Below are 25,159 nucleotides of genomic sequence, written 5' to 3'. Positions count from 1 at the left end.
AAATAAGTACGCTGTACTTACCCATTTAAGAATTATGAGCTTAGTTAAATTATCCATAAAAGGAATTTCATACAGTCAAACTCAAAACGGAGCCTATGCTTTGATATTGAACGAGGTTGATGGCGAAAGAAAATTACCCATTGTCATTGGTGCTTTTGAAGCACAATCAATTGCTATTGCATTAGAAAAAGAAATAAAACCACCACGTCCTCTGACTCATGATTTATTTAAAAATTTTGCAGAACGTTTTGATATTGTGGTAAAACAAGTCATTATTCATAAGCTAGTTGATGGTGTTTTTTATTCGAGTATCATTTGCGAAAGAGATAAAATAGAGGAAATTATCGATGCCAGAACATCCGATGCAATTGCGTTAGCGTTGCGTTTTAATGCTCCTATTTTTACCTACAAAAACATCTTGGACAAAGCAGGAATATACTTGAAAGCAAATCCGTTGGAAGCCAATAAAGACTCTCAAGAAATTGACGATGTGTTGTCTAATCCAGAGACTTTTGGTCATGAAGAGGAAAGCAATCAATCTGGAGAAACCTATTCTAAACACAGTTTACAAGAATTAAATGAACTATTAGACCAAGCGGTTTCACATGAAGATTACGAAAAAGCAGCAAAAATTAGAGACGAAATCTCGAAAAGATAACTTTATCTTGATTTTCATTATTGCATTATTTGATACATAAACGATTAACCTCGTAAAAAATGCAGCTGTATTTAATGCTGCACTTTTTTATATATTTTTATTGACATCTGTTATAAAACTAATCTATGAAAACAAAATTTGTCCTTATTGCCGTAACCTTATTTATTTCTACAGTCGTATTTTCTCAAGATTATTATTTACACTGCGGAAAAATTCTAAACACTCAATCTGGCCAAGAGTTATCGAACCAAACCATAGTTGTTTCTAAAAACAAAATCATAAAAATACAAGATGGGTTTGTATCTAAATCCAAACCCGAAGACATTGAAATCGACCTAAAAAACAAATATGTATTGCCTGGTCTTATCGATTTACACGTGCATATTGAAGGAGAGCACGACACTAAAAGTTACATGTCAAAATATTTAGACAACGAGGCTGACGTTGCATTTCAAGCAGTTCGTTGTGCCGAAATCACCCTTCTGGCCGGATTCACAACCGTACGTGATTTAGGAGGGACCGGCGTTAATATCTCCATAAGAAATGCTATTAACAAAGGAATCGTAAAAGGTCCAAGAATATATACTGCAGGAAAATCGATTGCCACAACAGGCGGACATGCTGACCCAACAAACGGAAGCAATAGAAAACTTGTAGGCGATCCAGGACCGCATGAAGGTGTAATCAATTCTCCGGAAGAAGCAGTAAAAGCAGTAAGAGAACGCTATAAAGAAGGAGCCGATGTTATTAAAATCACAGCTACAGGCGGTGTTTTAAGCGTAGCAAAAAGTGGTAAAAATCCTCAGTTTACTTTAGAAGAAATCAAAGCTATCACTACAACTGCCAAGGATTATAATATGCTTACTGCCGCTCATGCACACGGTGATGAAGGCATGCAACGAGCCATATTAGGCGGTATAAAAACCATTGAGCACGGTACCTTTATGAGTGAAGAGACAATGGAATTGATGAAAAAATACGATACTTATTTAGTTCCTACTTTAACGGCTGGAAAAGAAGTCGAAAAAAATGCAGAGATTACTGGTTTTTATCCTGACATAGTAGTTCCGAAGGCCAGAGAAGTTGGCCCACAGCTGAAAGCTACTTTTGCCAAAGCATATAAAAAAGGAGTCAAAATTGCTTTTGGAACCGACGCTGGAGTTTTTGCTCATGGCACAAATGCAAAGGAATTTGGTTATATGGTTGAAGCCGGAATGCCCGCATTAGCCGCTATACAATCAGCAACAACAACAAATGCCATGTTATTAGGCATTGGAAATGAAGTAGGACAAATCAAAGAAAACTTTTTGGCAGACATTATCGCCGTTGATGAAAATCCTTTGAATACTATCAAAACGCTGGAAAAAGTAGTATTTGTAATGAAAGACGGAAAAATATATAAAAACTAAACTTGCTTACCGCAAAATAGAATAAAGTACAATGAAGCAATATTTAGACTTAGTACAACACGTAATGGAAAACGGTTGTCAAAAAGGAGATCGTACCGGAACTGGAACGAAAAGTGTATTTGGTTACCAAATGCGTTTTGATCTGAATGAAGGTTTCCCAATGGTTACCACTAAAAAACTCCACCTAAAATCTATTATCTATGAATTGCTTTGGTTTTTAAAAGGAGATACAAACATCAACTACCTTCAAGAAAACGGAGTTAAAATTTGGGATGCTTGGGCTGATGCCAATGGAGATTTAGGACCTGTTTATGGACACCAATGGCGCAACTGGAATAGCGAAGAAATTGACCAAATCTCAGAACTTATTAAGGAATTAAAAACCAATCCTAATAGTCGCAGAATGTTGGTTTCGGCATGGAATCCTTCCGTGCTTCCAGACACAACAAAATCATTTGATGAAAATGTAGCCAACAATAAAGCTGCTTTGCCTCCTTGTCACGCTTTCTTTCAGTTTTATGTTTCTGACGGTAAGTTATCGTGTCAATTATACCAGCGAAGTGCTGATATTTTCCTAGGTGTTCCTTTTAATATTGCTTCTTATGCATTACTCACAATGATGATCGCACAGGTTTGCGACTTGCAGCCAGGGGAATTCATTCACACTTTTGGCGACGCTCACATTTACAACAATCATTTTGAACAACTTGAATTGCAATTGTCCCGTGAGCCAAAACCATTACCAAAAATGATTTTGAATCCTAAAATAAAAGACATCTTTGCATTCGATTTTGATGATTTCACTCTCGAAGGATACGAACCACATGCCTTGATAAAAGGCAGTGTTGCGGTCTAATCCAATAAAAAAACGGTGTTTTAGTTAAACTACTAAAACACCGTTTTCATTTCCTGCAAACTCATTCCATTTAAAAGAATCTGCTTCTGGCTCATTTACAAATGTGCCGTCTATAACGTATTTGAATTCATAAGCTGCATCTTTGTTTACATCAAATACACCTTTGAAAGTACCATTTTTTAATTTGCTCAAAGCTCCTTCAGCAACACTCCAATTATTGAAATCTCCAACAACGGAAGCTTGACTTGCTTCTTTTGCAGCTACCGAAAAAGTAACTTTGCAAACTGGTTTTGTTTTAACGAATTGTTTCTTGATTGCCATAACTATTTCATTTATAGATTTATAAGACAAAGGAAATAAAAGAATTTGAACTTTCAACAGAAACCCAAAGATTTAATAGAATAGCCCAAACTATGTTAATTTATGAATAATTCAATAATTATAGGCAGGCTAAATTTACTATTCAAAAATCAGAAAACGTTTTCATTCTAAATAATCTACAGGCAAAATAGTGACTTTCCAAAATAAATTTTACCTTTATAAACAAAATTTTGATCAATGGAAAAAGAACTACACGAACAGTACGAGTATGCAAGGAGAAGAATTAAACAAAAAAAAAGACTGTATTTTCATTTTGTTCTTTTCGTTTTAGGGAGTTTGCTTTTATTTATTGCTAATAAATTTTTCGAAATTGCCGTAGATTCTCACTGGTCAATTTGGGTAATTACTATATGGTTGTTCCTTTTTATTTTACATTTTATAAAAATTTTCATCACGGATCGTTTTATGAATAAAAATTGGGAAAGAGAACAAATAGACCGACTTGTAGCTTTACAACAAAAAAAACTAGATCAATTACAAACACAGGTTAACAACGACGACCTTAAATAACAGTAAATCAATTATGATAATAATGATTGCGGCCGTTGCCGAAAATAATGCTCTAGGTAAGGACAACGAACTGGTTTGGCATTTGCCAAATGATTTCAAAAGATTTAAATCTCTTACCTCCGGACATCATATTATAATGGGAAGAAAGACATTTGAAAGTTTTCCGAAACCATTACCAAACAGAACCCACGTTATAATTACCAGACAGAAAGAATATCAAGCCGAAGGTTGTATCATAGTTGACAGTATTGACAAAGCATTAGCAATTTGTCCTAAAGACGAAGACACATTCATAATTGGCGGTGGTGAAATTTATACATTAGGACTTCCTTTTACCGACAAAATAGAAATAACGCGTGTTCATCACAACTTTGAAGGCGATGCTCATTTCCCTGAAATTAATGATGATGAATGGGAAATAATAACATCAGAATTTAATGAGAAGGATGAAAAACATCTCTATGATTATTCGTACCAGACATTCATTAGAAAATAAAACAAAAAAACATCCTTTTTACGGGATGTTTTTTTTAACCATTGATCAAAGAGATGACCTACTCTTGAAAGAGTATTTGATAACATAAAATAAAAATTACAAATATTAGTAATACTCCAGAAATGAAGATTATAACATTTGAAGTTTTCTGAGAATACATCTCAAAAAAGCCTTTAATACCAAATACCACGAAGGTACTAAAGACGAAAAAAATTAAAATTTCCAAAAACAAATTTAATCCTAAGAACGTATGTTGCGCTTTAACTACAACACTGCTTTGTAAAACAGTGTTTTCAAAACAGCTAACAAGAACAAATGAGATAAAAAACGCTAAAATTATCCACTTGATTTGGTTGATCGGTTCTCTTTTAATCATTTAATATGGTTATTTTCCTGAATAACAAATTTGTACAATTAAATCTTTAGTTACAATACCCACTTTTAGTGATATTTCAAATAAAGTGAATTGTGGATTTTAAGCTATTTTAAAAACTAAAAATAAAACTTGTTTCTAATTTTTGAAACCCATTTTAAGTTCGTCAAGTTTGTATTATATTTGTACAAATTAAAAAAATGTCAGAAAAAATAACACCCTATAAAGATTCAGCTCTAGGTAAAAAAGAACAAGTTGCTAAAATGTTTGACACCATTTCTGGAAATTATGACAATCTGAATCGTGTCATTTCTTTCGGTATTGATATAAAATGGCGTAAAAAAGTATTGCAAATAGTTTCAAAGTCAAACCCGAAGGTTATTCTGGATATTGCAACCGGAACAGGTGATTTGGCAATTTTGATGGCGCAAACAAATGCCGAAAAAATCATTGGACTAGATATCTCTGCAGGAATGCTGGAAGTAGGCGTAAAGAAAATTGCTTCAAAAAATCTTTCTAATACTATTGAAATGATTTTAGCAGACTCCGAAAACATGCCTTTTGATGACAACTATTTTGATGCGATAACCGTTGCTTTTGGAGTACGTAATTTTGAAAACTTAGAAAAAGGCTTAGCTGAAATTTTAAGAGTCTTAAAACCTAACGGAGTATTTGTGATTTTAGAAACTTCGGTTCCAGACAAAACACCTTACAAACAAGGATATAATTTTTACACTAAAAACATTCTTCCATTAATAGGCAAAGTTTTCTCTAAAGATGATGTTGCTTATGGATATTTATCTGAATCTGCTGCTGCATTTCCTTATGGAGAAGCATTAAACAATATTTTAAGAAAAATTGGGTTTATAGATGTTGTAGCCTTACCACAAACTTTTGGTGTAGCTACCATTTACTCAGCTTCTAAAAAATAATACTGAAGATTTCAGCATAAACATGAGAAAAATAATTGTCTTACTATTTTTTGCTTTTATTATAAAAGGATACGCTCAAAAGTCTAAAAACATATTTAGCAGAGACCCTATTATTAATTTGGAAAATTTTCAAAAAAAGAGAATGTACTACGGGTTTTATCTGGGATTCAACTCGTATGATTTCAAAATAGACTATAAAACGGTAGGACCTGATATTCTTATAAAAAGAACTACCGGATTTAATGTAGGAATCGTCGCTGATTTGAAACTTCAGGAATATATTGACTTGCGATTTGAGCCAGGTCTTTATTATACCAAAAGAGACTTATATTATCCAAATTTCACAAACAGTGGAGATGCGCTTAGGGAAGTGAATAGTACTTACATCCATTTTCCGTTATTAGTGAAATTCTCCTCACTTAGAACAGGGAATATTCGTCCTTATTTAGTGGGAGGTGTATCTGCAACGTTAAACTTGTCCAGCAATTCTAAATTAATTGATGACAATTTAGAACAACGCTTTAGAGTAAAAGCGTGGACAACTAATTATGAATTGGGTTTCGGAATTGATCTTTTTTCAGAATATTTTATATTTTCTCCTTCCATAAGAGGTGTTTTTGGGATGAATGACGAATTAATCCGAGACAAAGACCCAAACAGTCCATGGACAAGCAATATAGAATCCTTGAAAACCAGAGCAGTCTTCATTAATTTTACTTTCCATTAAAGACTTACCCTCTACAAAACTCGCTTAATACTATAGCGGTAGCGGTGGCAACATTAAGGCTTTCTGTTTTTTGAAGATCTCCAAAACGAGGAATTGTTAGTCTGTTTTTGACTAATTTTTCAAGTGCTGCAGAAACTCCATTAGCTTCATTACCCATAATAATTATTCCTTCTTTGGGCAAAACCGATTTATAAATATTCTCTCCGTCCATAAAAGTACCAAAAACGGGTAGTTTTGTTTGTACAATAAAAGCATTAAGATCAATATAATTTACGTTAACTCTGGCGATAGAACCCATAGTTGCCTGAACAACTTTTGGATTATAAATATCAACCGTTTCCTTGGAACACAACAACTGTTTAACACCAAACCAATCACACAGACGCAATATAGTCCCTAAATTCCCCGGATCACGAATAGCATCAAGCGCTACTATTAAACCGGTTTCAATAATTGGTTTTTCCAATGGCATTTTAAAAACTCCCAAACAAGTATTTGGAGTTGCTAATGCACTTATTTTTTTTAAATCATTTTCTTGAATAATCGTTTTTTTAGCTGCTGGAACTTCTTCAAAATCATTTTGGGTGGTATACAAATGTTCCAATTCAAAATTAGACTCCAATAGTTCATGAATCCCTTTTACGCCTTCGGCAAAAAATAATTTATTGGCAATTCTATATTTTTTTTGCTGCAAACTCGTTATAAGCTTTATTTGGTTTTTACTAATCATAAAATAATGTACTTTTGAATTAAATATTTTAGAACACTTGAAAAAAACTTCCACAAAAATAACTGCATTTATTCTAATTGCAATACTAATTTGCGCTTGTAACGCTGTAAAAAGAGTTCCGGATGGAAAACTTCTGCTTACAAAAAACGAAATTACTGTAAATGACAAAACAATTAAGGATGAAAATGTTTTTAATCAACTGTATCAAAAACCAAACAGTACCTTACTTGGATACCGTTTAAGATTGAATCTTTACAATCTTGCCAACCTAAATCCAGATTCAACCTATCAAGCCAAGTTTACAAATAATCCGGAAAAATTTAGAAGAAAATCAAAATGGCTCTCTGAAAAACAAGTTAATCGACTTGGAAAATCGTTCTGGTATCACGGGATCCATGATTTCTTAAAAAAAACTGGAGAACCTCCCGTAATTATCGATAAAGACAGAGCGGACAAATCTTTGTTGCGTTTGAAATACTACTACTTCAACAATGGTTTTTTTAATGTCAATGCCAATTACAAAATAGACACTTTGAGTATCAAAAAGGGCAAGATAAAATACGCCATTACTCCTGGAAATGCTTATTTTTTAGATTCCTTGAGAACTACTATTTTAACTCCGGCTTTAGATTCTTTATATGAGAGCAACAAGTCAAACACATTTATCAAATCCGGAAATCAATATAAAACAGAAGATTTTGAGAATGAAAAAAACAGAATCACCACTCATTTCAGGAACAACGGAGTATATTATTTTCAACCTAATTATGTAACTTTTGACATAGACACCATTAAAAAAGTTAATCAGGCAAATATAAACCTGATGATTAATAATTATTCATATCAAAATGGTGATTCAACCCGAACAGAACCTTTTAAAATATACAAAATAAGTGATGTAAATATTTACACTGATTATTCCCCAAGCAATAACAGTATAAAAATTACAGACAGCACTACTTACAAGAACTTTAATCTATACAGTCAGAACAAATTAAGATACAAGCCACGAGCAATTACCAATGCTATCTTCATTACAAAAGGAGGATTATTTGCCGATTATAAAACCGTCTTGACAACTCGGTATTTAAACAATCTTAAAATTTTCAACTATCCCTCAATACAATATGAAGTTGACCCAAGAGATTCCACTGCACAATCATTGATTGCAAAAGTGTATTTGACCCCCCGAAAAAAATATAGTTTTGGGACAACATTAGATGTTACTCATTCTAACATACAGGATTTTGGTGTGGGCTTAAGTGTTTCTGAAACAATTCGAAATGTTTTCAACGGAGCCGAAACACTGGAATTAGCTGTGCGTGGCAATATTGGATCTTCAAAGGATTTAGCGAATCCAAAGAATAATTTCTTCAATGTATCTGAATATGGTTTGGATTTAAAGCTTAACATTCCAAGGATTTTCATGCCTTTCAGCACTGAAAAAATCATTCCTAAAAGCATGATTCCATCTACACTAATCACAATGGGTTTTGCAAAACAACAAAATATTGGTCTAGACAAAGAGAATTTTACAGGAGCATTATCCTATAATTGGACTCCAAAAAGAAACAATACCGCCAGATTTGATTTGTTCAACACTCAGTTTGTGCGAAACCTAAATCAACAGAATTACTTTAATGTTTACGGTTCTTCTTACAATGCTTTGAATGAAATCAGCAAAGAATACAACACAAATCCATCCTATTATAACAATGACATTGATAAAGATTTGCTTATTGAAGAAGGAACCGCTGGCTTTACTAATGATGTGCTCACGGGCAACGCCAACTTTTTGAAGCCACTAGAAGCCGAAGATTTTCAGTCTGTAAAAAGCATTGAAGAGCGAAGACTTAGGCTTACGGAAAATGACTTTATTTTGGCAACCAGTTTCACTTTCTCAAAAACAACCAAAAAAGATTTAACAGACAATACTTTTTATCTTTTTAAAACAAAAATAGAATCGGCAGGAACCATTTTATCTGCTTTTGCAGCAACAACAAATCAAAAGAAAAACTCAACTGGCAACTATGAAATATTCAATTTAGAATATTCAGAATACATAAAAACAGAATTTGATTACATAAAACATTGGGATCTATCCAAAGAAAAAATATTTGCATTCCGATCGTTTTTCGGGATAGCCATTCCATTTGGAAATTCAGACTACATTCCTTTTTCAAGAAGTTATTTTTCAGGAGGATCAAATGACAACAGAGCATGGCAACCGTATGGTTTAGGACCGGGCAGCAGTGGCGCATTAGACGATTTTAATGAGGCAAATATGAAAATTGCCATTAGCGGAGAGTATCGCTTTAAGATATTAGGCAGTTTAAAAGGAGCACTTTTTGCCGATGCAGGAAATATTTGGAACGTATTGGACAATGTAGAGGATGAGAAATCGACATTTACACAATTTAAGGACTTAAAAGATATCGCATTAGGCACTGGATTTGGGCTTAGATACGACCTGAGTTTTTTTGTAATTCGTTTTGATTTAGGATTTAAAACCTACAATCCAGCCAATGAAACCAACAAAAGATGGTTTAGAGAATACAATTTTGCTAACTCCGTTTTAAATTTTGGAATAAATTATCCGTTCTAATGCTAATTAATTCTTATTTTTGCAAACTAAAAACTAAATAAAATAACTAAAAAAATTACAATGGCACACAACATAAAACCAGGCGTAGCTACAGGAGATCAGGTTCAGGAAATTTTTAATTATGCTAAAGAAAAAGGATTTGCACTTCCGGCAGTAAATGTTACGGGATCAAATACGATCAATGGTGTACTTGAAACTGCAGCAAAACTTAATGCTCCGGTTATCATTCAATTCTCTAATGGAGGAGCACAATTTAATGCAGGAAAAGGACTTTCTAATGCAGGTGAAAAAGCAGCAATCGCTGGTGGAATTGCTGGTGCATTACACATTCATACTTTGGCGGAAGCTTACGGAGCAACCGTAATTTTACATACTGACCACTGTGCAAAAAAATTATTGCCTTGGATTGACGGTTTATTAGATGCTTCAGAAAAACATTTTGCTGAAACTGGAAAACCATTATTTTCTTCTCACATGATTGACTTATCTGAGGAGCCTATCGAAGAAAACATCGAAATTTGCAAAGGATATTTAGAAAGAATGAGCAAAATGGGAATGACACTTGAAATCGAACTTGGAATTACAGGTGGTGAAGAAGATGGTGTTGACAACTCTGATGTTGATAGTTCTAAATTATACACACAACCTGAAGAAGTTGCTTACGCATACGAAGAACTTTCTAAAGTGAGCCCTAAATTTACAATTGCAGCTGCTTTTGGAAACGTACATGGAGTTTACAAACCAGGAAATGTAAAATTGACTCCAAAAATCTTAAAAAATTCTCAAGATTTTGTTCAAAATAAATTCAATACAGGACACAACCCGGTAGACTTCGTTTTCCACGGTGGTTCAGGTTCTACATTAGAAGAAATCAGAGAAGGAATAAGCTACGGAGTAATAAAAATGAATATCGATACTGATTTACAATTTGCTTTTACGGAAGGTATTCGTGATTACATGGTAAAAAACATCGATTATTTGAAAACTCAAATTGGAAACCCAGAAGGTTCTGATGCTCCAAACAAAAAATATTACGATCCAAGAAAATGGTTGCGTGAAAGTGAAGTTACTTTCAACGCAAGACTTGAGCAAGCATTTGCTGACTTGAACAACGTAAATACACTATAATAGATTAAGTTTAATTCCAAATCCCGATGTAACTATCGGGATTTGAAATCTAAACCATAAATTACAGGAACTGATTACTGAACACTGAATACTAGAAAAATGGCTTGGTTTAAAAGAAAAGAAAAAGGGATTACTACTGCTACCGAAGACAAAATGGACATTCCAAAAGGACTTTGGTACAAATCTCCAACTGGAAAAATTATTGATGCCGATGAACTAGCTCGTAACTTATTTGTAAGTCCCGAAGATGGTTTTCACGTTAGAATTGGAAGTACAGAATATTTTCAAATTTTATTTGACAACAATGAATTTGTTGAATTAGATAAAAACATGACTTCTAAAGATCCTTTGCATTTTGTTGACACAAAAAAATATGCAGATCGTTTGAAAGATGTTATGGAAAAAACCAAACTTAAAGATGCAGTGCGTACCGGAGTTGGTAAATCAAAAGGAAAAGATGTTGTTATCTGCTGTATGGATTTTGCCTTTATCGGAGGTTCTATGGGAGCTGTAGTGGGAGAAAAAATCGCAAGAGGAATCGATCACGCCATCAAAAACAAACTGCCTTTTGTAATGATTTCAAAATCAGGTGGAGCAAGAATGATGGAAGCTGCATATTCATTAATGCAATTAGCAAAAACATCAGTAAAACTGGCTCAACTTGCCGAAGCAAAATTGCCTTACATTTCGTTATGTACGGATCCAACAACTGGAGGAACAACTGCTTCTTACGCCATGTTGGGAGATATTAATATTTCTGAACCAGGCGCATTAATTGGCTTTGCCGGACCAAGAGTTGTAAGAGACACAACAGGTAAAGATTTACCGGAAGGTTTCCAGACTGCTGAGTTCTTACTTGAACATGGCTTCTTAGACTTTATTACACCTAGAAAAGAATTGAAAGACAAGATCAACTTGTATATCGATTTGATTCAAAACAATACTATTAGATAAATGAAAATCCCGAGCAATCGGGATTTTTTATTTTTTAACTATTTCACTACAAATAAAAACAGCTTTCAAAATTATCTGAAAGCTGTTTTTTTTATTTCTTTAATAAAGTTCATATAATTTACATTCCTGTTCTAATCGCTTCCACAGGATCTAGTTTCGAAGCAGAAATGGCAGGAAGTATTCCGGATATCAATCCAATTACAGCAGCTAATCCAGTTCCCAGCATAATATTACCAGCGCTTAAAACAAATTCGAAATCTAATGCTTTTGTCAAGATTACAGAAATTATCCAAACCAGAAAAAGTCCAATCATTCCGCCAATCACTGAAAGTATTATGGCTTCAAACAAAAACTGAAATAGTATAAATCTGTTTTTGGCTCCTAATGATTTCTGAATTCCAATCAAATTAGTTCGTTCTTTCACTGAAACAAACATAATATTGGCAATCCCAAAACCTCCTACCAGTAACGAAAAACCACTAATTATCCAGCCTACAACATTCATTTGTCCTAAAATCCCATCTATAAGATCCGTAAAACCAGAAAATACATTAATAAAAAAATTGTCAATTTCACCTGCTTTCAAACCTCTAAAACTTCTTAGTTTTTGAGATATTTCGCTTTTATAGGCATCCATATCCACGCCTTTTTCTGGTTTAAAAATAATAACATTAGTCAAGGAAGTATTGTTGTCTCCATACAACTGACGAACAAAATTTACTGGAATATACGCTGATGTATCATTACTGTCTCCAAACAAACCTGAACCTTCTTTTTTGATGACACCAATAACCGTAAAACGCTTGCCATACAAACGAACATTTTTCCCGATAGGCTCAGACTCTTCAAATAAGGATTTTGCAATTTCATTTCCCAAAACAATAACTGTTGCACCAGAATTAGCTTCAGATTCATTATAAAACCTCCCTTTATCAAATTCAAGGCCTTGAATATCTATAAATTCATGTGAAACAGGAACAATATTGATGTCACTTACTGTTTTCGATTCATATTTAATAGTCTCTCTTCGAGTAAATATTTGATATGCCATCTGGTCCGTATTAGTCATAGCCCCTTTCATGAAATTGTACTCGTCGTACTTCACATTAGGAAATTGCTCTCTTTTCCATTGTGGAATCTCTGAAGGTCCAAAAGAAAATTTCATTAGATAAATCGTATTTTTATCTAAACTACTCAAGTCTTTTGTAATTTTTCTGTCCAAAGAGTCAACAGCAGCAAGCACGGCTATAATCGAAAAAATTCCAATAGTAACTCCTAACAAAGAAAGCAATGTTCTTAACTTGTTGTTTCGCAATGCATTCATTGCAAATCCCAAACTCTCTTTTAATAATCGAAGGTAAACTAGCATAAAATCTTTTTTGTATTAAAGTAAAATTCCATAAATATTAATCAAAAACCTAATGAAAAATGCATTCGTTGCCGTGTGAATCAATTATTTTACCTTTGCCAATGAAATAGGAGTAAAAATTACACATTATCTCATTTTCAAATGGCTTAATTTTCACATTAAAAAACTATTTTTGCACTTTATAACTATAACTACATAATGAACACAACAAAAACAATTCAATCTGCATTAATCTCTGTCTTTTCAAAAGAAGGATTAGAACCTATAGTAAGACAACTAAACAGTCAAAATGTTACACTTTATTCTACTGGAGGGACTGAGGATTTTATAAAAAATTTAGGAATACCTGTAATTCCTGTTGAAGATGTTACTTCCTACCCTTCTATTTTGGGTGGCAGAGTAAAAACATTACACCCAAAAGTTTTTGGAGGAATCTTAAACCGACAAGACAACGAGAGTGATGTACAACAAATGATAGAGTTCAACATTCCACAAATAGATTTAGTAATTGTTGACTTATATCCTTTTGAAAAAACAGTAGCTTCCGGAGCTAGTGAATCAGATATTATTGAAAAAATAGATATTGGTGGTATTTCTTTGATACGTGCTGCCGCAAAAAACTTCAAGGATACAGTAATTGTGGCTTCGGTTGATCAATACAGTTTACTTTTGGATTTAATAACAGAACAAAACGGTGCGACTACATTAGAAGACAGAAAATTATTGGCTACAAAAGCATTTCATGTTTCATCTCATTATGACACTGCAATTTTCAATTATTTCAACACTGACGAAACAATATACAAACAAAGCATTGCTAACGGTCAAGTTTTAAGATACGGTGAAAACCCACATCAAAAAGGATTTTTCTTCGGGGATTTTGACGCAATGTTCAACAAAGTTCACGGAAAAGAATTGTCTTACAATAATTTATTAGATGTAGATGCTGCCGTAAATTTGATTAATGAATTCAAAAATGACGGCCCTACATTTGCTATATTAAAACACAATAATGCCTGTGGTTTAGCGTCAAGAACTACCATTAGTGAAGCGTATCTTGCGGCTTTGGCCTGCGATCCTACTTCAGCTTTTGGGGGTGTTTTAATTTCGAATACAAAAATTGATGTTGCTACTGCTTCAGAAATAAACAAATTGTTTTGCGAAGTTGTAATTGCTCCAGAATATGATACTGAAGCCATTGCAATTTTACAAGAAAAGAAAAACCGAATTATATTAATCCAAAACGAAGTAGAATTACCACAAAAACAAGTTCGTACTTGCTTAAACGGAATTTTAGTTCAGGAAAGAAACAACATAACCGACAATAAAGAAGACTTAAGAACCGTTACTATAACTGAACCTACTGAACAAGAAATTCAGGATTTAATTTTTGCTTCTAAAATTTGTAAAAACACAAAATCAAACACAATTGTTTTTGCAAAAAACGGTACACTTATTGCGTCAGGTACAGGACAGACATCAAGAGTTGATGCCTTGCAACAAGCAATAGAAAAAGCGAATAATTTTCACTTTGATTTGCATGGTGCAGTAATGGCAAGCGACGCGTTTTTCCCTTTTCCAGATTGTGTAGAAATCGCTAAAGAAGCCGGAATAACTGCTGTAATTCAGCCAGGAGGATCTATAAAAGACGAATTGAGTATTAATTATTGTAATGAAAATAAAGTTGCAATGGTATTTACAGGAACTCGTCATTTTAAACATTAATTTGTTTAACTTTGCCCGTCACAAATTTATAACTTTTAACCCTTAAAAAACTTATGGGATTTTTTGATTTCATGACCGAGGATATTGCGATAGACCTTGGTACCGCCAACACTTTAATCATCCATAATGATAAAGTTGTCATAGACAGCCCTTCGATAGTTGCTCGTGATAGAGTTTCAGGCAAAATCATCGCTGTTGGTAAAGAAGCCAACATGATGCAGGGAAAAACACATGAAAACATTAAAACGATAAGACCTTTGAAAGATGGTGTAATTGCTGATTTTGATGCTTCAGAAAAAATGATCAGTATGTTTATAAAAAGCATACCGGCATTGAAAAAAAGAATGTTTACTCCCGCATTAAGAATGGTTGTTTGTATTCCTTCAGGAATTACTGAAGTGGAAATGAGAGCCGTAAAAGAATCATGCGAAAGAGTAAATGGTAAAGAAGTTTATTTGATACATGAACCTATGGCAGCAGCAATAGGTATTGGAATAGACATCATGCAACCAAAAGGAAACATGATTGTTGATATAGGTGGTGGAACAACTGAAATTGCAGTTATTGCATTAGGCGGAATTGTATGTGATAAATCAGTAAAAATTGCTGGTGATGTATTTACAAATGACATCGTTTATTACATGCGTACACAACACAATCTTTTTGTTGGAGAAAGTACCGCTGAAAAAATCAAAATTCAAATTGGTGCCGCTATCGAAGATTTAGAAACTCCTCCAGAAGACATGTCTGTTCAAGGTAGAGATTTACTTACCGGTAAACCAAAACAAGTAGAAGTTTCTTATAGAGAAATTGCGAAAGCATTAGACAAATCAATCCAACGAATTGAAGATGCAGTAATGGAAACTTTATCACAAACACCTCCTGAATTAGCAGCCGATATTTACAACACAGGAATTTATCTTGCAGGTGGAGGATCTATGTTAAGAGGGCTTGATAAAAGGATTTCGCAAAAAACGGATTTACCTGTTTACATTGCAGAAGACCCATTAAGAGCAGTTGTTAGAGGAACTGGTATGGCACTTAAAAACATTACAAAATTTAAAAGCATTTTGATTAAGTAATTCGTTTTTGTTACACTTGCAAGCCTTCAAGCACAAGTCAATTTACAACAATTAGATTACAAAAAAAGACATACAGTTATTTACATTATACCGTTAAGAAATGCAGCAAATATTTAATTTTATTTTTAAAAACAGTAATAGATTACTGTTTTTGCTGCTTTTGGGTATCTCGTTATCGCTAACTATCCAATCCCATTCTTTCCACAGAAGCAAAATAATTAGTTCCGCAAACTTTTTAAGTGGCGGAGTGTACGAAAAAGTGAATAACCTTAACGAATACTTGAATTTAAAAACTCAAAATGATGCACTTGCTCTTGAAAATGCAAAGCTAAGAAGCCTTCTATTCAATCGTAAAGATACTACTGCAATAAAAAAACTAGACAGTATTAAAGGGGTAAAACCAGACGACATTGTTGTTTCCAAAGTAATACACAACTCCTATAATGTCCATGAAAATTACTTAACCTTGAATTCAGGAGAATTGCAAGGTGTAAAACCAGATATGGGGGTAATTAACAGTTTAGGAATTGTTGGAATCATAGAGAATACATCGCCAAAATATTCTACAGTCATCAGTATTCTGAATAAAAAATCTCAAATCAATGCCAAAATCAAAAAGTCAAATCACTTTGGATCACTTGTTTGGGACGGAAAAAGTACTGGATTTGTTCAATTGGTAGATGTTCCTAGATTAGCAGCGATAAGAAAAGGCGATACAATCGTAACTGGCGGACAATCTGTAATTTTTCCAGAAAATATAGGAATAGGTACTATTGAAAATATCTATACTGAAGAAGAAACTAATTATTATAAAATAAACGTCAGACTATTCAACGACATGACAAACTTAGGTCATGTCTATATCATAAAAAGGAAAGATCGTGAAGAAATCATTAATTTAGAAAAAAGAGAAAAGGATGAATAGCGCATTGTTAGTCAATATTTTTCGATTTATTCTGTTATTGGCAGTTCAAATTATCATATTCAACAATATGAATTTTTTGGGTTATATAAGCCCTTTCCCTTATATATTGTTCATAATACTTTACCCTGTAAACGGAAACAAATCTGGCCTTGTAGTGGCGAGTTTCTTACTTGGACTTATTATGGATATGTTTAGCAATTCAGGCGGAATACATGCCACTGCATGTTTAGTTCTAGCCTATTTTAGACCCGCTATTTTTAAATTTGCTTTTGGTCTAAGTTATGAATATCAAACTGTAAAATTAAATGACGTTTTGACACCTGAAAGGTTCTCTTTCATATTACTTTCTGTTGTTATACACCATTTTACGTTATTTTTACTGGAAGCATTCCAGTTTAGCTTTATTTTTGATATACTAATTAGAACATTATTAAGTACTGTATTCACAATCATTATTTGCATTATCATAATATATCTTATTAAGCCGAACAAAAGATGAGAAAAGTCTTGTTGCCTTCTTTAATCATTATAGCTACATCTTTGCTTGTAATGCGTATCTTTTATTTGCAGATTGTTGACGACACTTTAAAACTAAAGTCTGAAAACAATGCCATTAAAAAAAAGTATGAATATCCTGAAAGAGGATATATGTATGATAGAAAAGGAAAGTTATTAGTTGCTAACCAAGCATCTTATGACATCATGGTGATTCCTAGAGAAGTCAAAAATACTGATACTTTAGAATTTTGTCAATTATTGAATATTACAAAAGAAGATTTCATTAAAAAAATTGAAAAAGCTACAGTATACAGTCCGCGCTTGCCATCTGTTTTTTTATCTCAATTGAACAAAAGTGAATTTGCTGCGTTTCAAGAAAAAATAAGAAAATATGAAGGTTTTTATTTTCAAAAACGTTCCCTTCGTGATTATGAAGTAGATTTTGGAGCCAATATTTTTGGATTCATCACTCAGGTAAATGAAAAACTAGTTGCCAAAAATCCGTATTATAATAGCGGTGACTTAATTGGAAAACAAGGAGTTGAAGAAAGCTACGAAGATCTTTTACGCGGAGTGAAAGGTGTAAAATACATTCAAAAAGACAAATACAACAGGGAAATAGGTTCTTATAAAGATGGGAAATACGACACTATCGCTGTTCAAGGAGAAGACATAAATCTGACCATAGATGCTGAAATTCAAAAATATGGAGAGGAATTAATGATTAATAAACGAGGTGGAATTGTAGCAATTGAACCTAGTACCGGTGAAATATTGGCGCTTGTAACTGCTCCATCGTATGACCCCGGAATATTAGTAGGAAGACAACGATCTAAGAATTATACTGAATTATATCGCGATTCAATAGCAAAACCACTTTATGACAGAGGTTTACTGGCTGAATATCCACCAGGATCTCCATTCAAGATTTTAACTGGACTTGTAGCATTACAAGAAGGAGTAATTGATGACAATACTACTGTTTTTTGCAATCGAGGTTTTAGCTATGCAAGAGGACGTTTTATGGGATGTCACTGTCATGGAGGCGCACTTCAATTACACCGAGGTATCTTTGAATCTTGCAACTCCTATTTTGCAACGGCTTACATGAAGACCATAAATAAATATTCAAAACCTGCACAAGCGGTTGATATTTGGAGCAAACACGTGAAAAGTTTTGGTCTTGGACAATTCATGGGATATGATTTACCAACCGGTAAAAAAGGAAACGTACCCGATTCAAAAACATACAAACGCATTTATCCTAACGGTGGTTGGAGAAGTACCACTATTGTTTCTAATTCAATTGGACAAGGTGAAGTTCTAATGACTCCTATTCAGCTGGCGAATATGATGGCAACAATAGCTAACGAAGGTCATTATTATACGCCTCATATCATCAAGAAAATTGAAGGTCACAAAATTGACGAAAAATTCACTACCAAACATGTAACCACAATTGATAAAAAACATTTCAAACCAATTATCAGCGGTTTATTTGATGTTTACAACTTAGGAACAGCAAGATCCCTACGAGTGGAAGGAATTGATATTTGTGGTAAGACTGGAACAGCAGAAAATTTTGCTAAAATTGGAGGAGTACGCGTAAAAATGGAAGACCATTCAATATTTGTAGCTTTTGCACCAAAAGACAATCCCAAAATTGCAATTGCAGTTATGGTTGAAAATGGTGGATATGGAGCAACTATAGCTGGACCAATTGCCAGTTTGATGATAGAAAAATATTTAAGACAAAAAATCACCAGAGTAGACCTGGAAAAAAGAATTCTTGCAACAAGTTTACAAAGTCGATATGCTAAATTAGGAGGACTGTCAGAAGCCGTAAAATTACAATTAAGAATTAACGATTCTCTTCTAAAAAAGAAAACAACTATTCCAACAGTGAAAGCAAAAACAGATACCACAAAATCGAATAAACAAGCTATTTAATTCAGATGAAAAACCAAAGCATAACAAATAACATTGACTGGATAAGCATAATAATCTATGTTTCATTAGTTATTTTGGGTTGGCTAAATATCTATTCGTCTTCGCTCTCATCAATGGAGGACACTCATGAGAAACAGCTTATATTCATTATATTGACTATCCCGTTAATTTTCATTGTGCTTTCTGTTGACGGTAAGTTTTATGAAAAATATGCAAGTATCATTTTTGGAATTTCCTTACTTACATTAGCCGGATTGTTTTTATTTGGTAAAACAATAGCGGGTCAACGTTGTTGGTATGCAATAGGCAGTTTCACGATTCAACCTTCTGAATTTGCAAAAGCGGCTACGGCTTTAGCATTAGCCAAATATTTAAGTGACACCCAGATCAATTTAAAAGAAGTCAATAGGCAGGTACAAGCTCTTGCAATAATTCTTTTGCCCGTCATCCTGATACTTCCGCAACCTGATCCCGGAAGTGCTTTAATATACAGCATATTCATCATAGTTTTATACCGCGAAGGGCTACCGTCATGGTATGTTTGGACAGGATTTATTACCATCCTATTATTTGTGCTAACACTGATATTAGAGCCACAATATGTAATTCTTATAGCATTAGTTACATTAATATTAGTTCATTTAAAATCAAGATTAGCCGATAGAAATATTGTTCTGAGCAGCATCCTTTTAGTGGTTATTTCTGGATTTGTACTGTCTGTAAACTATGTTTTTGAAAATGTATTTAAACAACATCACAGGGATCGTTTTAACATACTTTTAGGCAAAACAGTCGATCTGAAAGGAATCGGTTATAACACCAATCAATCCGAAATAGCCATTGGTTCTGGAGGTTGGTTTGGAAAAGGGTTTCTTGAAGGAACACAAACCAAAGGCGGATTTGTTCCTGAGCAACATACAGATTATATATTCACAACAGTGGGTGAAGAATGGGGATTTGTTGGTTCCTTAGTAGTTATCGCTCTTTTTGCAGGTTTATTTCTTAGAATAATATACTTGGCAGAAAGACAAAAAACAAAATTCAGCAGGGTATATGGATATTGCGTTGCAGGGGTTTTATTTACACATTTCTTTGTAAATATAGCGATGGTAGTTGGTATTTTCCCAACAATCGGGGTTCCGCTTCCTTTCTTTTCTTACGGAGGTTCGGGACTTTGGGGCTTTACAATATTGTTGTTTATATTTATAAAAATGGATGCCAATAAAGTAAACGAGTGGTAATTAAATAGGCCTTAATTATCAAGATTTCATTCTTGTATATAGTTTTATTTCAATTATTTATACGCTTACCTCTTTGCAAAAACAAAAACTTTAAAAATTCTTATTCCCAGTAGAGTTAATTAAAACTCCAATTTTTATAATCTGTCCTTTTTTCCAATTGATTCTCAATGTTGTCATTCAATTTTGGAAAGAAGTTAATTCCGGTCATTTTTTCGATATAATCAACCGAAACCACAAAACTATATAGTGGTTTATCACTTTCTGAATTGGGAATTAGGAAACCAATCATTTTCATGTTCCCACCAGAATTATCCAATAAAATTTTATAAAAAAACTTAGGAACCGAAACCTTCTCTTTACCTATTGTCATTAATGAAGATTCTAAAACTCCACCCGTAATTACATAAATTCCATCATATTTTACAGCCCAATAACGTACTTTTTGTTCTAATCTATTCCAGACACCGTTATTAAAATTACGCACTTGAGGAGAAATATTTGAAGTTAAAAAAGTTTCGTTATAAGCATCTAAAGCAAACTCCATATCACCAGCAGGACAAAGATGCCCTTTATCATATATTGACTTTTTATAATTTCTCCAATCAGCAGAACCCGTTTTTACTTTGGCATCCTCAATAAAAAAAGGACGCTTAAAGTTATTATTCTTAATATAGTTTTTCTTTAGCTCATAAGCCACCCATTCTGCCTGTTCATGAGCTTCATTATAAGACAGAGTGTAATACTTATGCTGCACAACTTGATTGGTTGTAGATGAGGGTAAAAAATCAAAATTCACCACTGAACTTACACCACTATTTTCAGCACTGACAACCTGAATTAAGTCTCCTTCCTTTCTTACATTAGATGCATCCAGATTACCTGCATCCAAATCCTTTTTACAGGAAGAAAAAAGGATTCCGTAAAGAATAATAAATATCAACGCGAATAATTTTCTATTTTTCATTGCTAACTATGTATAAGGATTCTCCCAACTCTTCTATTTTTAAAATCAAAACAAGCAGTCTAAATTGACTAAAAAAGTCATCTGAAAGCTATTTTAAATATCAATAATTTACTCAAACTAAAAACGCTCCAAAAATTCTCATTGAATTTCTGGAGCGTAATAGTTACTAATACTTGTATGTTTTATGAACTAACAAATTCTTTATTAAGATTTCGCTAGTTTATTTTTTTTCATTTTAACAGGAATATCTTTTTTCGAAATTGATTTAGGCTGTAAATCGTCCAAAACATTAATTGCCTCTTCTACATAAATATCTTTAGCTAAAGATTCATGCCAGATTTCTCTTTTTTCTTTTAAAGAAGCATCTTTACTCATCACTTCAGCTTCATAAGGTAAAGAAGTAAATGTCAATGTGTTTTTGTAATTTACGATTGGCTTATATTTTTTAGCTTTCTCTTCAATTTCGGCTTGAGCAATCTTAAATTTGTCAATATTCAAGCTATAAACATTCTCTTCACTCCTACTGTCAATCCATTTTGCATTTTCCTCAATTAATTGGAACTGTGGATTTTTACTAATTCTGTTTTTACTATTGGCAATTGCTTGATTAAAGTTGGCATTATTATTCCAAACACTATAATCTGCCTGATCAATTTTATCCCAAGGCATTGCATTGTCAATGTCACGTTCGCCCATTTTTAAATAAGCATATCTATCTGGCATAACAATATCACTTTGCACACCTTCTAGTTGAGTAGACCCACCATTTATTCTATAAAATTTTTGTGTAGTGGTCTTTATTGCACCCAAATCCCCTACTGCACTATTGCGCACAAAAGTATTCAAGTCATATACATTTTGAACTGTTCCTTTACCGTAGGTTTGCTTACTTCCAATGATGATTCCTCTTTTATAATCCTGAATTGCTGCAGCCAGAATCTCTGAAGCCGAAGCCGAGAAACTATTTACCATAATTACTAAAGGACCATCCCATTCAATTTTTTTATCTCTGTCATAAAGAACTTCTTTTTGTCTTCCTGCTGATTTAATCTGTACAATTGGACCTTGTTCAATAAACAATCCCGCGATGTCAACAACAGTAGACAAAGACCCACCACCATCATCACGAACATCAAGAATAATCCCGTTTACACCAGATTTTTTTAATCGGTCAACTTCCAAGGCAATGTCTTTTCCTGCATCTCTTCCGTCTTTATTTTCAAAATCAATGTAGAATTTTGGTAAATAAATCACTCCGTATTTCAGTCCATTTTTATTTACAATACTGGATTTTGCATACGTTTCTTCTATTTCAACAATATCTCTGATGATAGAAATAATCTTAATGGTTCCGTCCACTTTTTTCACAGTAAGACGAACTTCTGAACCTTTAGGCCCTTTAATTTTCTTCACAACATCATCCAAACGCATCCCTACAACATCAACCGCTTCACCATTACCTTGAGCCACTTTCATGATCAAGTCTCCCGCTTCTAACTGTTTTCCTCTCCAAGCTGGACCACCAGAAATAAGTTCAGAAATCTCGGTAAGATCATTTTTCTTTTGCAAACGAGCTCCAATTCCTTCTAATTTACCGCTGATACTTTGATCAAAACGTTCTTTATCCTCTGCTGCTAAATAATTAGTATGCGGATCAAAACGCGCTGTTATAGAATTTACATACACTGAAAACCAGTCATTTCTATCTAAATCTTTAATGAAACCAAAATACTCATCTAATGATTTTGCAGAACTTTCTCTAGTTTCTTTTTCTAAAGCATCAAAAGATTTAACTTGATAAGTGGCATCATTTTTCTTTTTATCTTCTTCTAACTTTTGTTTGTCAACAAGAGATGAAAGGGTAGATAATTTGATTTGTTTACGCCATTTGTCACTAAGTTCAGCAACATTTTTAGAATAAGGTGCTTTTTCATAATCAATATTGAAACTTTCTTCAACTGAATAATCAAAAGGCTTACTCAAAACATCTTTATAAATCTTTTTACTTTCTTCCATACGCTTAATTAAACGCTCGTATGTCAAATTGAAAAAAGTCAAATCCTTATTCAATAGCTGATCGTCTAATTGCGTTTCAAATTTTGAAAATTCATCAATATCTGATTGCAAAAAGAATCGCTTAGAGGGATCTAACGCTTCAATATAATCTTTATATATACCTTTAGAGAACGTATCATCAATTGTGGCTGGGCTATAATGCCCTTTCTCAATAACAAACGTCAATAACTCTAAAAGCAATTTATCTTTTTCGGGATCGGATGATTGTTTCGCATTCATTTTGAACGCAAATAATGTCACCGAAAGGCATACAACTACAAGAAGTATTTTATAATTTCTTTTCATAAAGTTAATAATAGTATTCATGAATCTTTTAATGTAAGTTACGGTAAAAACTATGCCAACAGTGGCTAGGCCTCCATAAATTTTTGTTAAAGATATAAAAATGTTCTTTTGTTTTAAGTTAAATGAATCAACATAACATATTTTTATCTTTTGTTTACACATTCCATTCTGTGTTATTACATTTGTCTTCAAAATTATCAATAATCAATCCCTTTTTGAAATATAAAACAATGAAAAAAGACAGACCTTTAATTTTAATAACCAATGATGACGGTATTTCGGCTCCGGGACTTAGAGCATTAATTGCCGTTATGGCAGAAATAGGCGAAATCGTTGTGGTAGCGCCTGACAATCCTCAAAGCGCCATGGGTCATGCCATTACCATAAACAGCACTTTATATTTGAATGAAATTTCTAAAGAAAATGACCCATTTAAAGAATACAGCTGCTCTGGAACACCTGTAGATTGTGTGAAATTTGCAGTAAATGAAATTTTGAAGCGAAAACCGGATTTATGTGTTTCCGGTGTCAATCACGGATCAAATTCTTCCATAAATGTGATTTATTCCGGGACAATGAGTGCTGCAATTGAAGCAGGTATTGAAGGAATTCCTGCCATTGGTTTCTCTTTATTGGATTATGATTGGAATGCCAATTTTGACAATATAAAATCTTTTATTCGAAAAATATCCTTAGAAGTTTTAGAAAACGGACTGCCGGAAGGAGTTGTTTTGAATGTGAACTTTCCAAAATTAGAAGAGAAAGAGATTAAAGGAATCCGAATTTGTCGTCAAGCGAAAGCGCTTTGGGTAGAGAAATTTGACAAAAGAAAAACACCTCAAGGAAGGGATTATTACTGGCTTGCCGGAGAATTTGTAAACCAAGACAAAGGCGAAGACACTGATGAATGGGCTTTACAAAACGGATACATATCCGTTGTTCCTGTTCAATTTGATTTGACGGCGCATCATGCGATACAACAACTTAACACCTGGAAATGGAATGAATAAAACAGACTTGTTTATCGGATTTTTAATTGGATTTGCCACAACCCTGCTTGGGAGTTATATTTTTATAACTTTTTTTACGGAATTTAATTTCATTGCTGGAATTCAAATTATGCAATCACAGGGGAATTTAGGCAAAATCGTAACATTGGGTTCTATTCTTACACTAGTAGCATTTGGTGTTTTACTCAAAATAAACAAAGAAACAATGGCTCGCGGAGTGGTTTTAGCCGTGATAATTATGGCAATTCTCACTATGTTTATTTAAGAAATGTTAT

Annotated in this window: 23 protein-coding genes; 18 read left to right on the top strand and 5 right to left on the bottom strand. The window is 33.4% G+C overall.

The genetic code is table 11. The features are described 5' to 3' along the window. Positions 1 to 34: 34 nt before the first annotated feature. The 3 genes from C8C87_RS01395 to C8C87_RS01385 all read left to right on the top strand — a co-directional run bounded on the left by C8C87_RS01395 (position 35) and on the right by C8C87_RS01385 (position 2,923). The gene (locus tag C8C87_RS01395; protein WP_121343254.1) at positions 35 to 658 is read left to right on the top strand and encodes a bifunctional nuclease family protein; all 624 of its coding nucleotides are present in this window, start codon (positions 35 to 37) and stop codon (positions 656 to 658) included. 125 nt (positions 659 to 783) lie between these two features. Further along, the gene (locus tag C8C87_RS01390) at positions 784 to 2,067 is read left to right on the top strand and encodes an amidohydrolase family protein (RefSeq protein ID WP_121340867.1); all 1,284 of its coding nucleotides are present in this window, start codon (positions 784 to 786) and stop codon (positions 2,065 to 2,067) included. A gap of 31 nt (positions 2,068 to 2,098) precedes the next feature. Beyond that, positions 2,099 to 2,923: a thymidylate synthase gene (locus C8C87_RS01385; protein ID WP_121340866.1), complete on the top strand. Its 825-nt coding sequence runs from the start codon at positions 2,099 to 2,101 to the stop codon at positions 2,921 to 2,923. 24 nt (positions 2,924 to 2,947) lie between these two features. Here the strand turns inward: C8C87_RS01385 and C8C87_RS01380 are convergent, their stop codons facing one another. Then, positions 2,948 to 3,244, bottom strand: coding sequence for an isoamylase early set domain-containing protein (locus C8C87_RS01380; RefSeq protein WP_099716199.1), 297 nt, complete (start codon positions 3,242 to 3,244; stop codon positions 2,948 to 2,950). 237 nt (positions 3,245 to 3,481) lie between these two features. Between C8C87_RS01380 and C8C87_RS01375 the strand changes: the two genes are divergently transcribed. From C8C87_RS01375 to C8C87_RS01355, 4 genes are all read left to right on the top strand, one after another. Further along, entirely contained in the window at positions 3,482 to 3,814 is a 333-nt protein-coding gene (locus tag C8C87_RS01375; RefSeq protein ID WP_121340865.1) for a 2TM domain-containing protein, read from the top strand. A 13-nt stretch (positions 3,815 to 3,827) separates the two neighbouring features. Beyond that, complete coding sequence (locus tag C8C87_RS01370) at positions 3,828 to 4,310, top strand: dihydrofolate reductase (RefSeq protein ID WP_121340864.1); 483 nt, start codon at positions 3,828 to 3,830, stop codon at positions 4,308 to 4,310. A gap of 573 nt (positions 4,311 to 4,883) precedes the next feature. Further along, positions 4,884 to 5,615, top strand: coding sequence for a bifunctional demethylmenaquinone methyltransferase/2-methoxy-6-polyprenyl-1,4-benzoquinol methylase UbiE (ubiE, locus tag C8C87_RS01360; protein ID WP_099713610.1), 732 nt, complete (start codon positions 4,884 to 4,886; stop codon positions 5,613 to 5,615). 22 nt (positions 5,616 to 5,637) lie between these two features. Further along, positions 5,638 to 6,342, top strand: a complete 705-nt coding sequence (locus C8C87_RS01355; protein ID WP_099713611.1) for a porin family protein — start codon at positions 5,638 to 5,640, stop codon at positions 6,340 to 6,342. Positions 6,343 to 6,346: 4 nt separating this feature from the next. On the opposite strand, the gene C8C87_RS01350 is transcribed toward C8C87_RS01355, so the two are convergent. Then, entirely contained in the window at positions 6,347 to 7,072 is a 726-nt protein-coding gene (locus C8C87_RS01350) for an RNA methyltransferase (protein WP_121340863.1), read from the bottom strand. Between the two features lie 37 nt (positions 7,073 to 7,109). Between C8C87_RS01350 and C8C87_RS01345 the strand changes: the two genes are divergently transcribed. The 3 genes from C8C87_RS01345 (at position 7,110) to accD (ending at position 11,759) form a co-directional block, all read left to right on the top strand. Further along, positions 7,110 to 9,677 carry a BamA/TamA family outer membrane protein gene (locus tag C8C87_RS01345; protein ID WP_121340862.1) on the top strand — a complete coding sequence of 856 codons (2,568 nt, stop codon included), beginning with the start codon at positions 7,110 to 7,112 and terminating at the stop codon, positions 9,675 to 9,677. A gap of 60 nt (positions 9,678 to 9,737) precedes the next feature. Further along, positions 9,738 to 10,805 (top strand): class II fructose-bisphosphate aldolase, encoded by a 1,068-nt coding sequence (fbaA, locus tag C8C87_RS01340; protein WP_099713613.1) that lies wholly within the window; start codon positions 9,738 to 9,740, stop codon positions 10,803 to 10,805. Positions 10,806 to 10,904: 99 nt separating this feature from the next. Next, positions 10,905 to 11,759: an acetyl-CoA carboxylase, carboxyltransferase subunit beta gene (gene accD, locus C8C87_RS01335; RefSeq protein WP_099713614.1), complete on the top strand. Its 855-nt coding sequence runs from the start codon at positions 10,905 to 10,907 to the stop codon at positions 11,757 to 11,759. A gap of 118 nt (positions 11,760 to 11,877) precedes the next feature. On the opposite strand, the gene C8C87_RS01330 is transcribed toward accD, so the two are convergent. Then, entirely contained in the window at positions 11,878 to 13,128 is a 1,251-nt protein-coding gene (locus tag C8C87_RS01330) for an ABC transporter permease (protein WP_121340861.1), read from the bottom strand. A 198-nt stretch (positions 13,129 to 13,326) separates the two neighbouring features. Here C8C87_RS01330 and purH point away from each other — a divergent pair, with 198 nt between their 5' ends. The 6 genes from purH to rodA all read left to right on the top strand — a co-directional run bounded on the left by purH (position 13,327) and on the right by rodA (position 20,549). Then, the gene (purH, locus tag C8C87_RS01325) at positions 13,327 to 14,853 is read left to right on the top strand and encodes a bifunctional phosphoribosylaminoimidazolecarboxamide formyltransferase/IMP cyclohydrolase (RefSeq protein WP_121340860.1); all 1,527 of its coding nucleotides are present in this window, start codon (positions 13,327 to 13,329) and stop codon (positions 14,851 to 14,853) included. A gap of 53 nt (positions 14,854 to 14,906) precedes the next feature. Further along, positions 14,907 to 15,935: a rod shape-determining protein gene (locus tag C8C87_RS01320; protein ID WP_035668436.1), complete on the top strand. Its 1,029-nt coding sequence runs from the start codon at positions 14,907 to 14,909 to the stop codon at positions 15,933 to 15,935. Between the two features lie 100 nt (positions 15,936 to 16,035). Further along, the gene (gene mreC / locus C8C87_RS01315) at positions 16,036 to 16,860 is read left to right on the top strand and encodes a rod shape-determining protein MreC (protein WP_099713617.1); all 825 of its coding nucleotides are present in this window, start codon (positions 16,036 to 16,038) and stop codon (positions 16,858 to 16,860) included. Beyond that, complete coding sequence (locus C8C87_RS15875) at positions 16,853 to 17,359, top strand: rod shape-determining protein MreD (protein WP_121340859.1); 507 nt, start codon at positions 16,853 to 16,855, stop codon at positions 17,357 to 17,359. The genes mreC and C8C87_RS15875 overlap by 8 nt, the downstream gene beginning before the upstream one ends. Further along, the gene (gene mrdA, locus C8C87_RS01305) at positions 17,356 to 19,308 is read left to right on the top strand and encodes a penicillin-binding protein 2 (RefSeq protein ID WP_121340858.1); all 1,953 of its coding nucleotides are present in this window, start codon (positions 17,356 to 17,358) and stop codon (positions 19,306 to 19,308) included. Before C8C87_RS15875 ends, mrdA begins: the two co-directional genes overlap by 4 nt. A 5-nt stretch (positions 19,309 to 19,313) precedes the next feature. Beyond that, positions 19,314 to 20,549 carry a rod shape-determining protein RodA gene (gene rodA, locus C8C87_RS01300; RefSeq protein WP_099713620.1) on the top strand — a complete coding sequence of 412 codons (1,236 nt, stop codon included), beginning with the start codon at positions 19,314 to 19,316 and terminating at the stop codon, positions 20,547 to 20,549. A 115-nt stretch (positions 20,550 to 20,664) separates the two neighbouring features. Here rodA and C8C87_RS01295 read toward each other — a convergent pair whose 3' ends face one another. Both C8C87_RS01295 and C8C87_RS01290 read right to left on the bottom strand, forming a co-directional pair. Continuing rightward, a complete protein-coding gene (locus C8C87_RS01295; protein ID WP_121340857.1) occupies positions 20,665 to 21,513 on the bottom strand; it encodes a DNA/RNA non-specific endonuclease in 849 nt (282 codons plus the stop codon). Between the two features lie 204 nt (positions 21,514 to 21,717). After that, a complete protein-coding gene (locus C8C87_RS01290) occupies positions 21,718 to 23,895 on the bottom strand; it encodes a carboxy terminal-processing peptidase (RefSeq protein ID WP_121343253.1) in 2,178 nt (725 codons plus the stop codon). Positions 23,896 to 24,104: 209 nt separating this feature from the next. On the opposite strand from C8C87_RS01290, the gene surE reads away from it, so the two are divergent. Both surE and C8C87_RS01280 read left to right on the top strand, forming a co-directional pair. Then, on the top strand, positions 24,105 to 24,884 hold the full coding sequence (gene surE / locus C8C87_RS01285) for a 5'/3'-nucleotidase SurE (RefSeq protein ID WP_121340856.1): 780 nt from the start codon (positions 24,105 to 24,107) through the stop codon (positions 24,882 to 24,884). Beyond that, positions 24,877 to 25,149 carry a hypothetical protein gene (locus C8C87_RS01280; RefSeq protein ID WP_099716204.1) on the top strand — a complete coding sequence of 91 codons (273 nt, stop codon included), beginning with the start codon at positions 24,877 to 24,879 and terminating at the stop codon, positions 25,147 to 25,149. The genes surE and C8C87_RS01280 overlap by 8 nt, the downstream gene beginning before the upstream one ends. Positions 25,150 to 25,159: the final 10 nt, after the last annotated feature.

It is taken from the genome of Flavobacterium sp. 120 (assembly GCF_003633605.1).
Lineage (GTDB): Bacteria > Bacteroidota > Bacteroidia > Flavobacteriales > Flavobacteriaceae > Flavobacterium > Flavobacterium algoritolerans.
Note: the sequence above shows the minus strand (reverse complement) of the source record. Positions and strands in the feature narration are given on the sequence as shown.

Excerpts from the sequence above, each read along its gene's own strand:
- rodA (WP_099713620.1), top strand. The coding sequence starts at position 19,314 with ATGAAAAACCAAAGCATAACAAATAACATTGACTGGATAAGCATAATA.
- surE (WP_121340856.1), top strand. The coding sequence starts at position 24,105 with ATGAAAAAAGACAGACCTTTAATTTTAATAACCAATGATGACGGTATT.
- C8C87_RS01375 (WP_121340865.1), top strand. The coding sequence starts at position 3,482 with ATGGAAAAAGAACTACACGAACAGTACGAGTATGCAAGGAGAAGAATT.
- C8C87_RS01295 (WP_121340857.1), bottom strand. The coding sequence starts at position 21,513 with ATGAAAAATAGAAAATTATTCGCGTTGATATTTATTATTCTTTACGGA.
- C8C87_RS01355 (WP_099713611.1), top strand. The coding sequence starts at position 5,638 with ATGAGAAAAATAATTGTCTTACTATTTTTTGCTTTTATTATAAAAGGA.
- C8C87_RS01385 (WP_121340866.1), top strand. The coding sequence starts at position 2,099 with ATGAAGCAATATTTAGACTTAGTACAACACGTAATGGAAAACGGTTGT.
- accD (WP_099713614.1), top strand. The coding sequence starts at position 10,905 with ATGGCTTGGTTTAAAAGAAAAGAAAAAGGGATTACTACTGCTACCGAA.
- C8C87_RS01290 (WP_121343253.1), bottom strand. The coding sequence starts at position 23,895 with ATGAATACTATTATTAACTTTATGAAAAGAAATTATAAAATACTTCTT.
- mreC (WP_099713617.1), top strand. The coding sequence starts at position 16,036 with ATGCAGCAAATATTTAATTTTATTTTTAAAAACAGTAATAGATTACTG.
- C8C87_RS01380 (WP_099716199.1), bottom strand. The coding sequence starts at position 3,244 with ATGGCAATCAAGAAACAATTCGTTAAAACAAAACCAGTTTGCAAAGTT.
- C8C87_RS01320 (WP_035668436.1), top strand. The coding sequence starts at position 14,907 with ATGGGATTTTTTGATTTCATGACCGAGGATATTGCGATAGACCTTGGT.
- C8C87_RS01350 (WP_121340863.1), bottom strand. The coding sequence starts at position 7,072 with ATGATTAGTAAAAACCAAATAAAGCTTATAACGAGTTTGCAGCAAAAA.
- mrdA (WP_121340858.1), top strand. The coding sequence starts at position 17,356 with ATGAGAAAAGTCTTGTTGCCTTCTTTAATCATTATAGCTACATCTTTG.
- C8C87_RS01330 (WP_121340861.1), bottom strand. The coding sequence starts at position 13,128 with ATGCTAGTTTACCTTCGATTATTAAAAGAGAGTTTGGGATTTGCAATG.
- fbaA (WP_099713613.1), top strand. The coding sequence starts at position 9,738 with ATGGCACACAACATAAAACCAGGCGTAGCTACAGGAGATCAGGTTCAG.
- purH (WP_121340860.1), top strand. The coding sequence starts at position 13,327 with ATGAACACAACAAAAACAATTCAATCTGCATTAATCTCTGTCTTTTCA.
- C8C87_RS01395 (WP_121343254.1), top strand. The coding sequence starts at position 35 with ATGAGCTTAGTTAAATTATCCATAAAAGGAATTTCATACAGTCAAACT.
- C8C87_RS01370 (WP_121340864.1), top strand. The coding sequence starts at position 3,828 with ATGATAATAATGATTGCGGCCGTTGCCGAAAATAATGCTCTAGGTAAG.
- C8C87_RS01280 (WP_099716204.1), top strand. The coding sequence starts at position 24,877 with ATGAATAAAACAGACTTGTTTATCGGATTTTTAATTGGATTTGCCACA.
- C8C87_RS15875 (WP_121340859.1), top strand. The coding sequence starts at position 16,853 with ATGAATAGCGCATTGTTAGTCAATATTTTTCGATTTATTCTGTTATTG.
- C8C87_RS01390 (WP_121340867.1), top strand. The coding sequence starts at position 784 with ATGAAAACAAAATTTGTCCTTATTGCCGTAACCTTATTTATTTCTACA.
- ubiE (WP_099713610.1), top strand. The coding sequence starts at position 4,884 with ATGTCAGAAAAAATAACACCCTATAAAGATTCAGCTCTAGGTAAAAAA.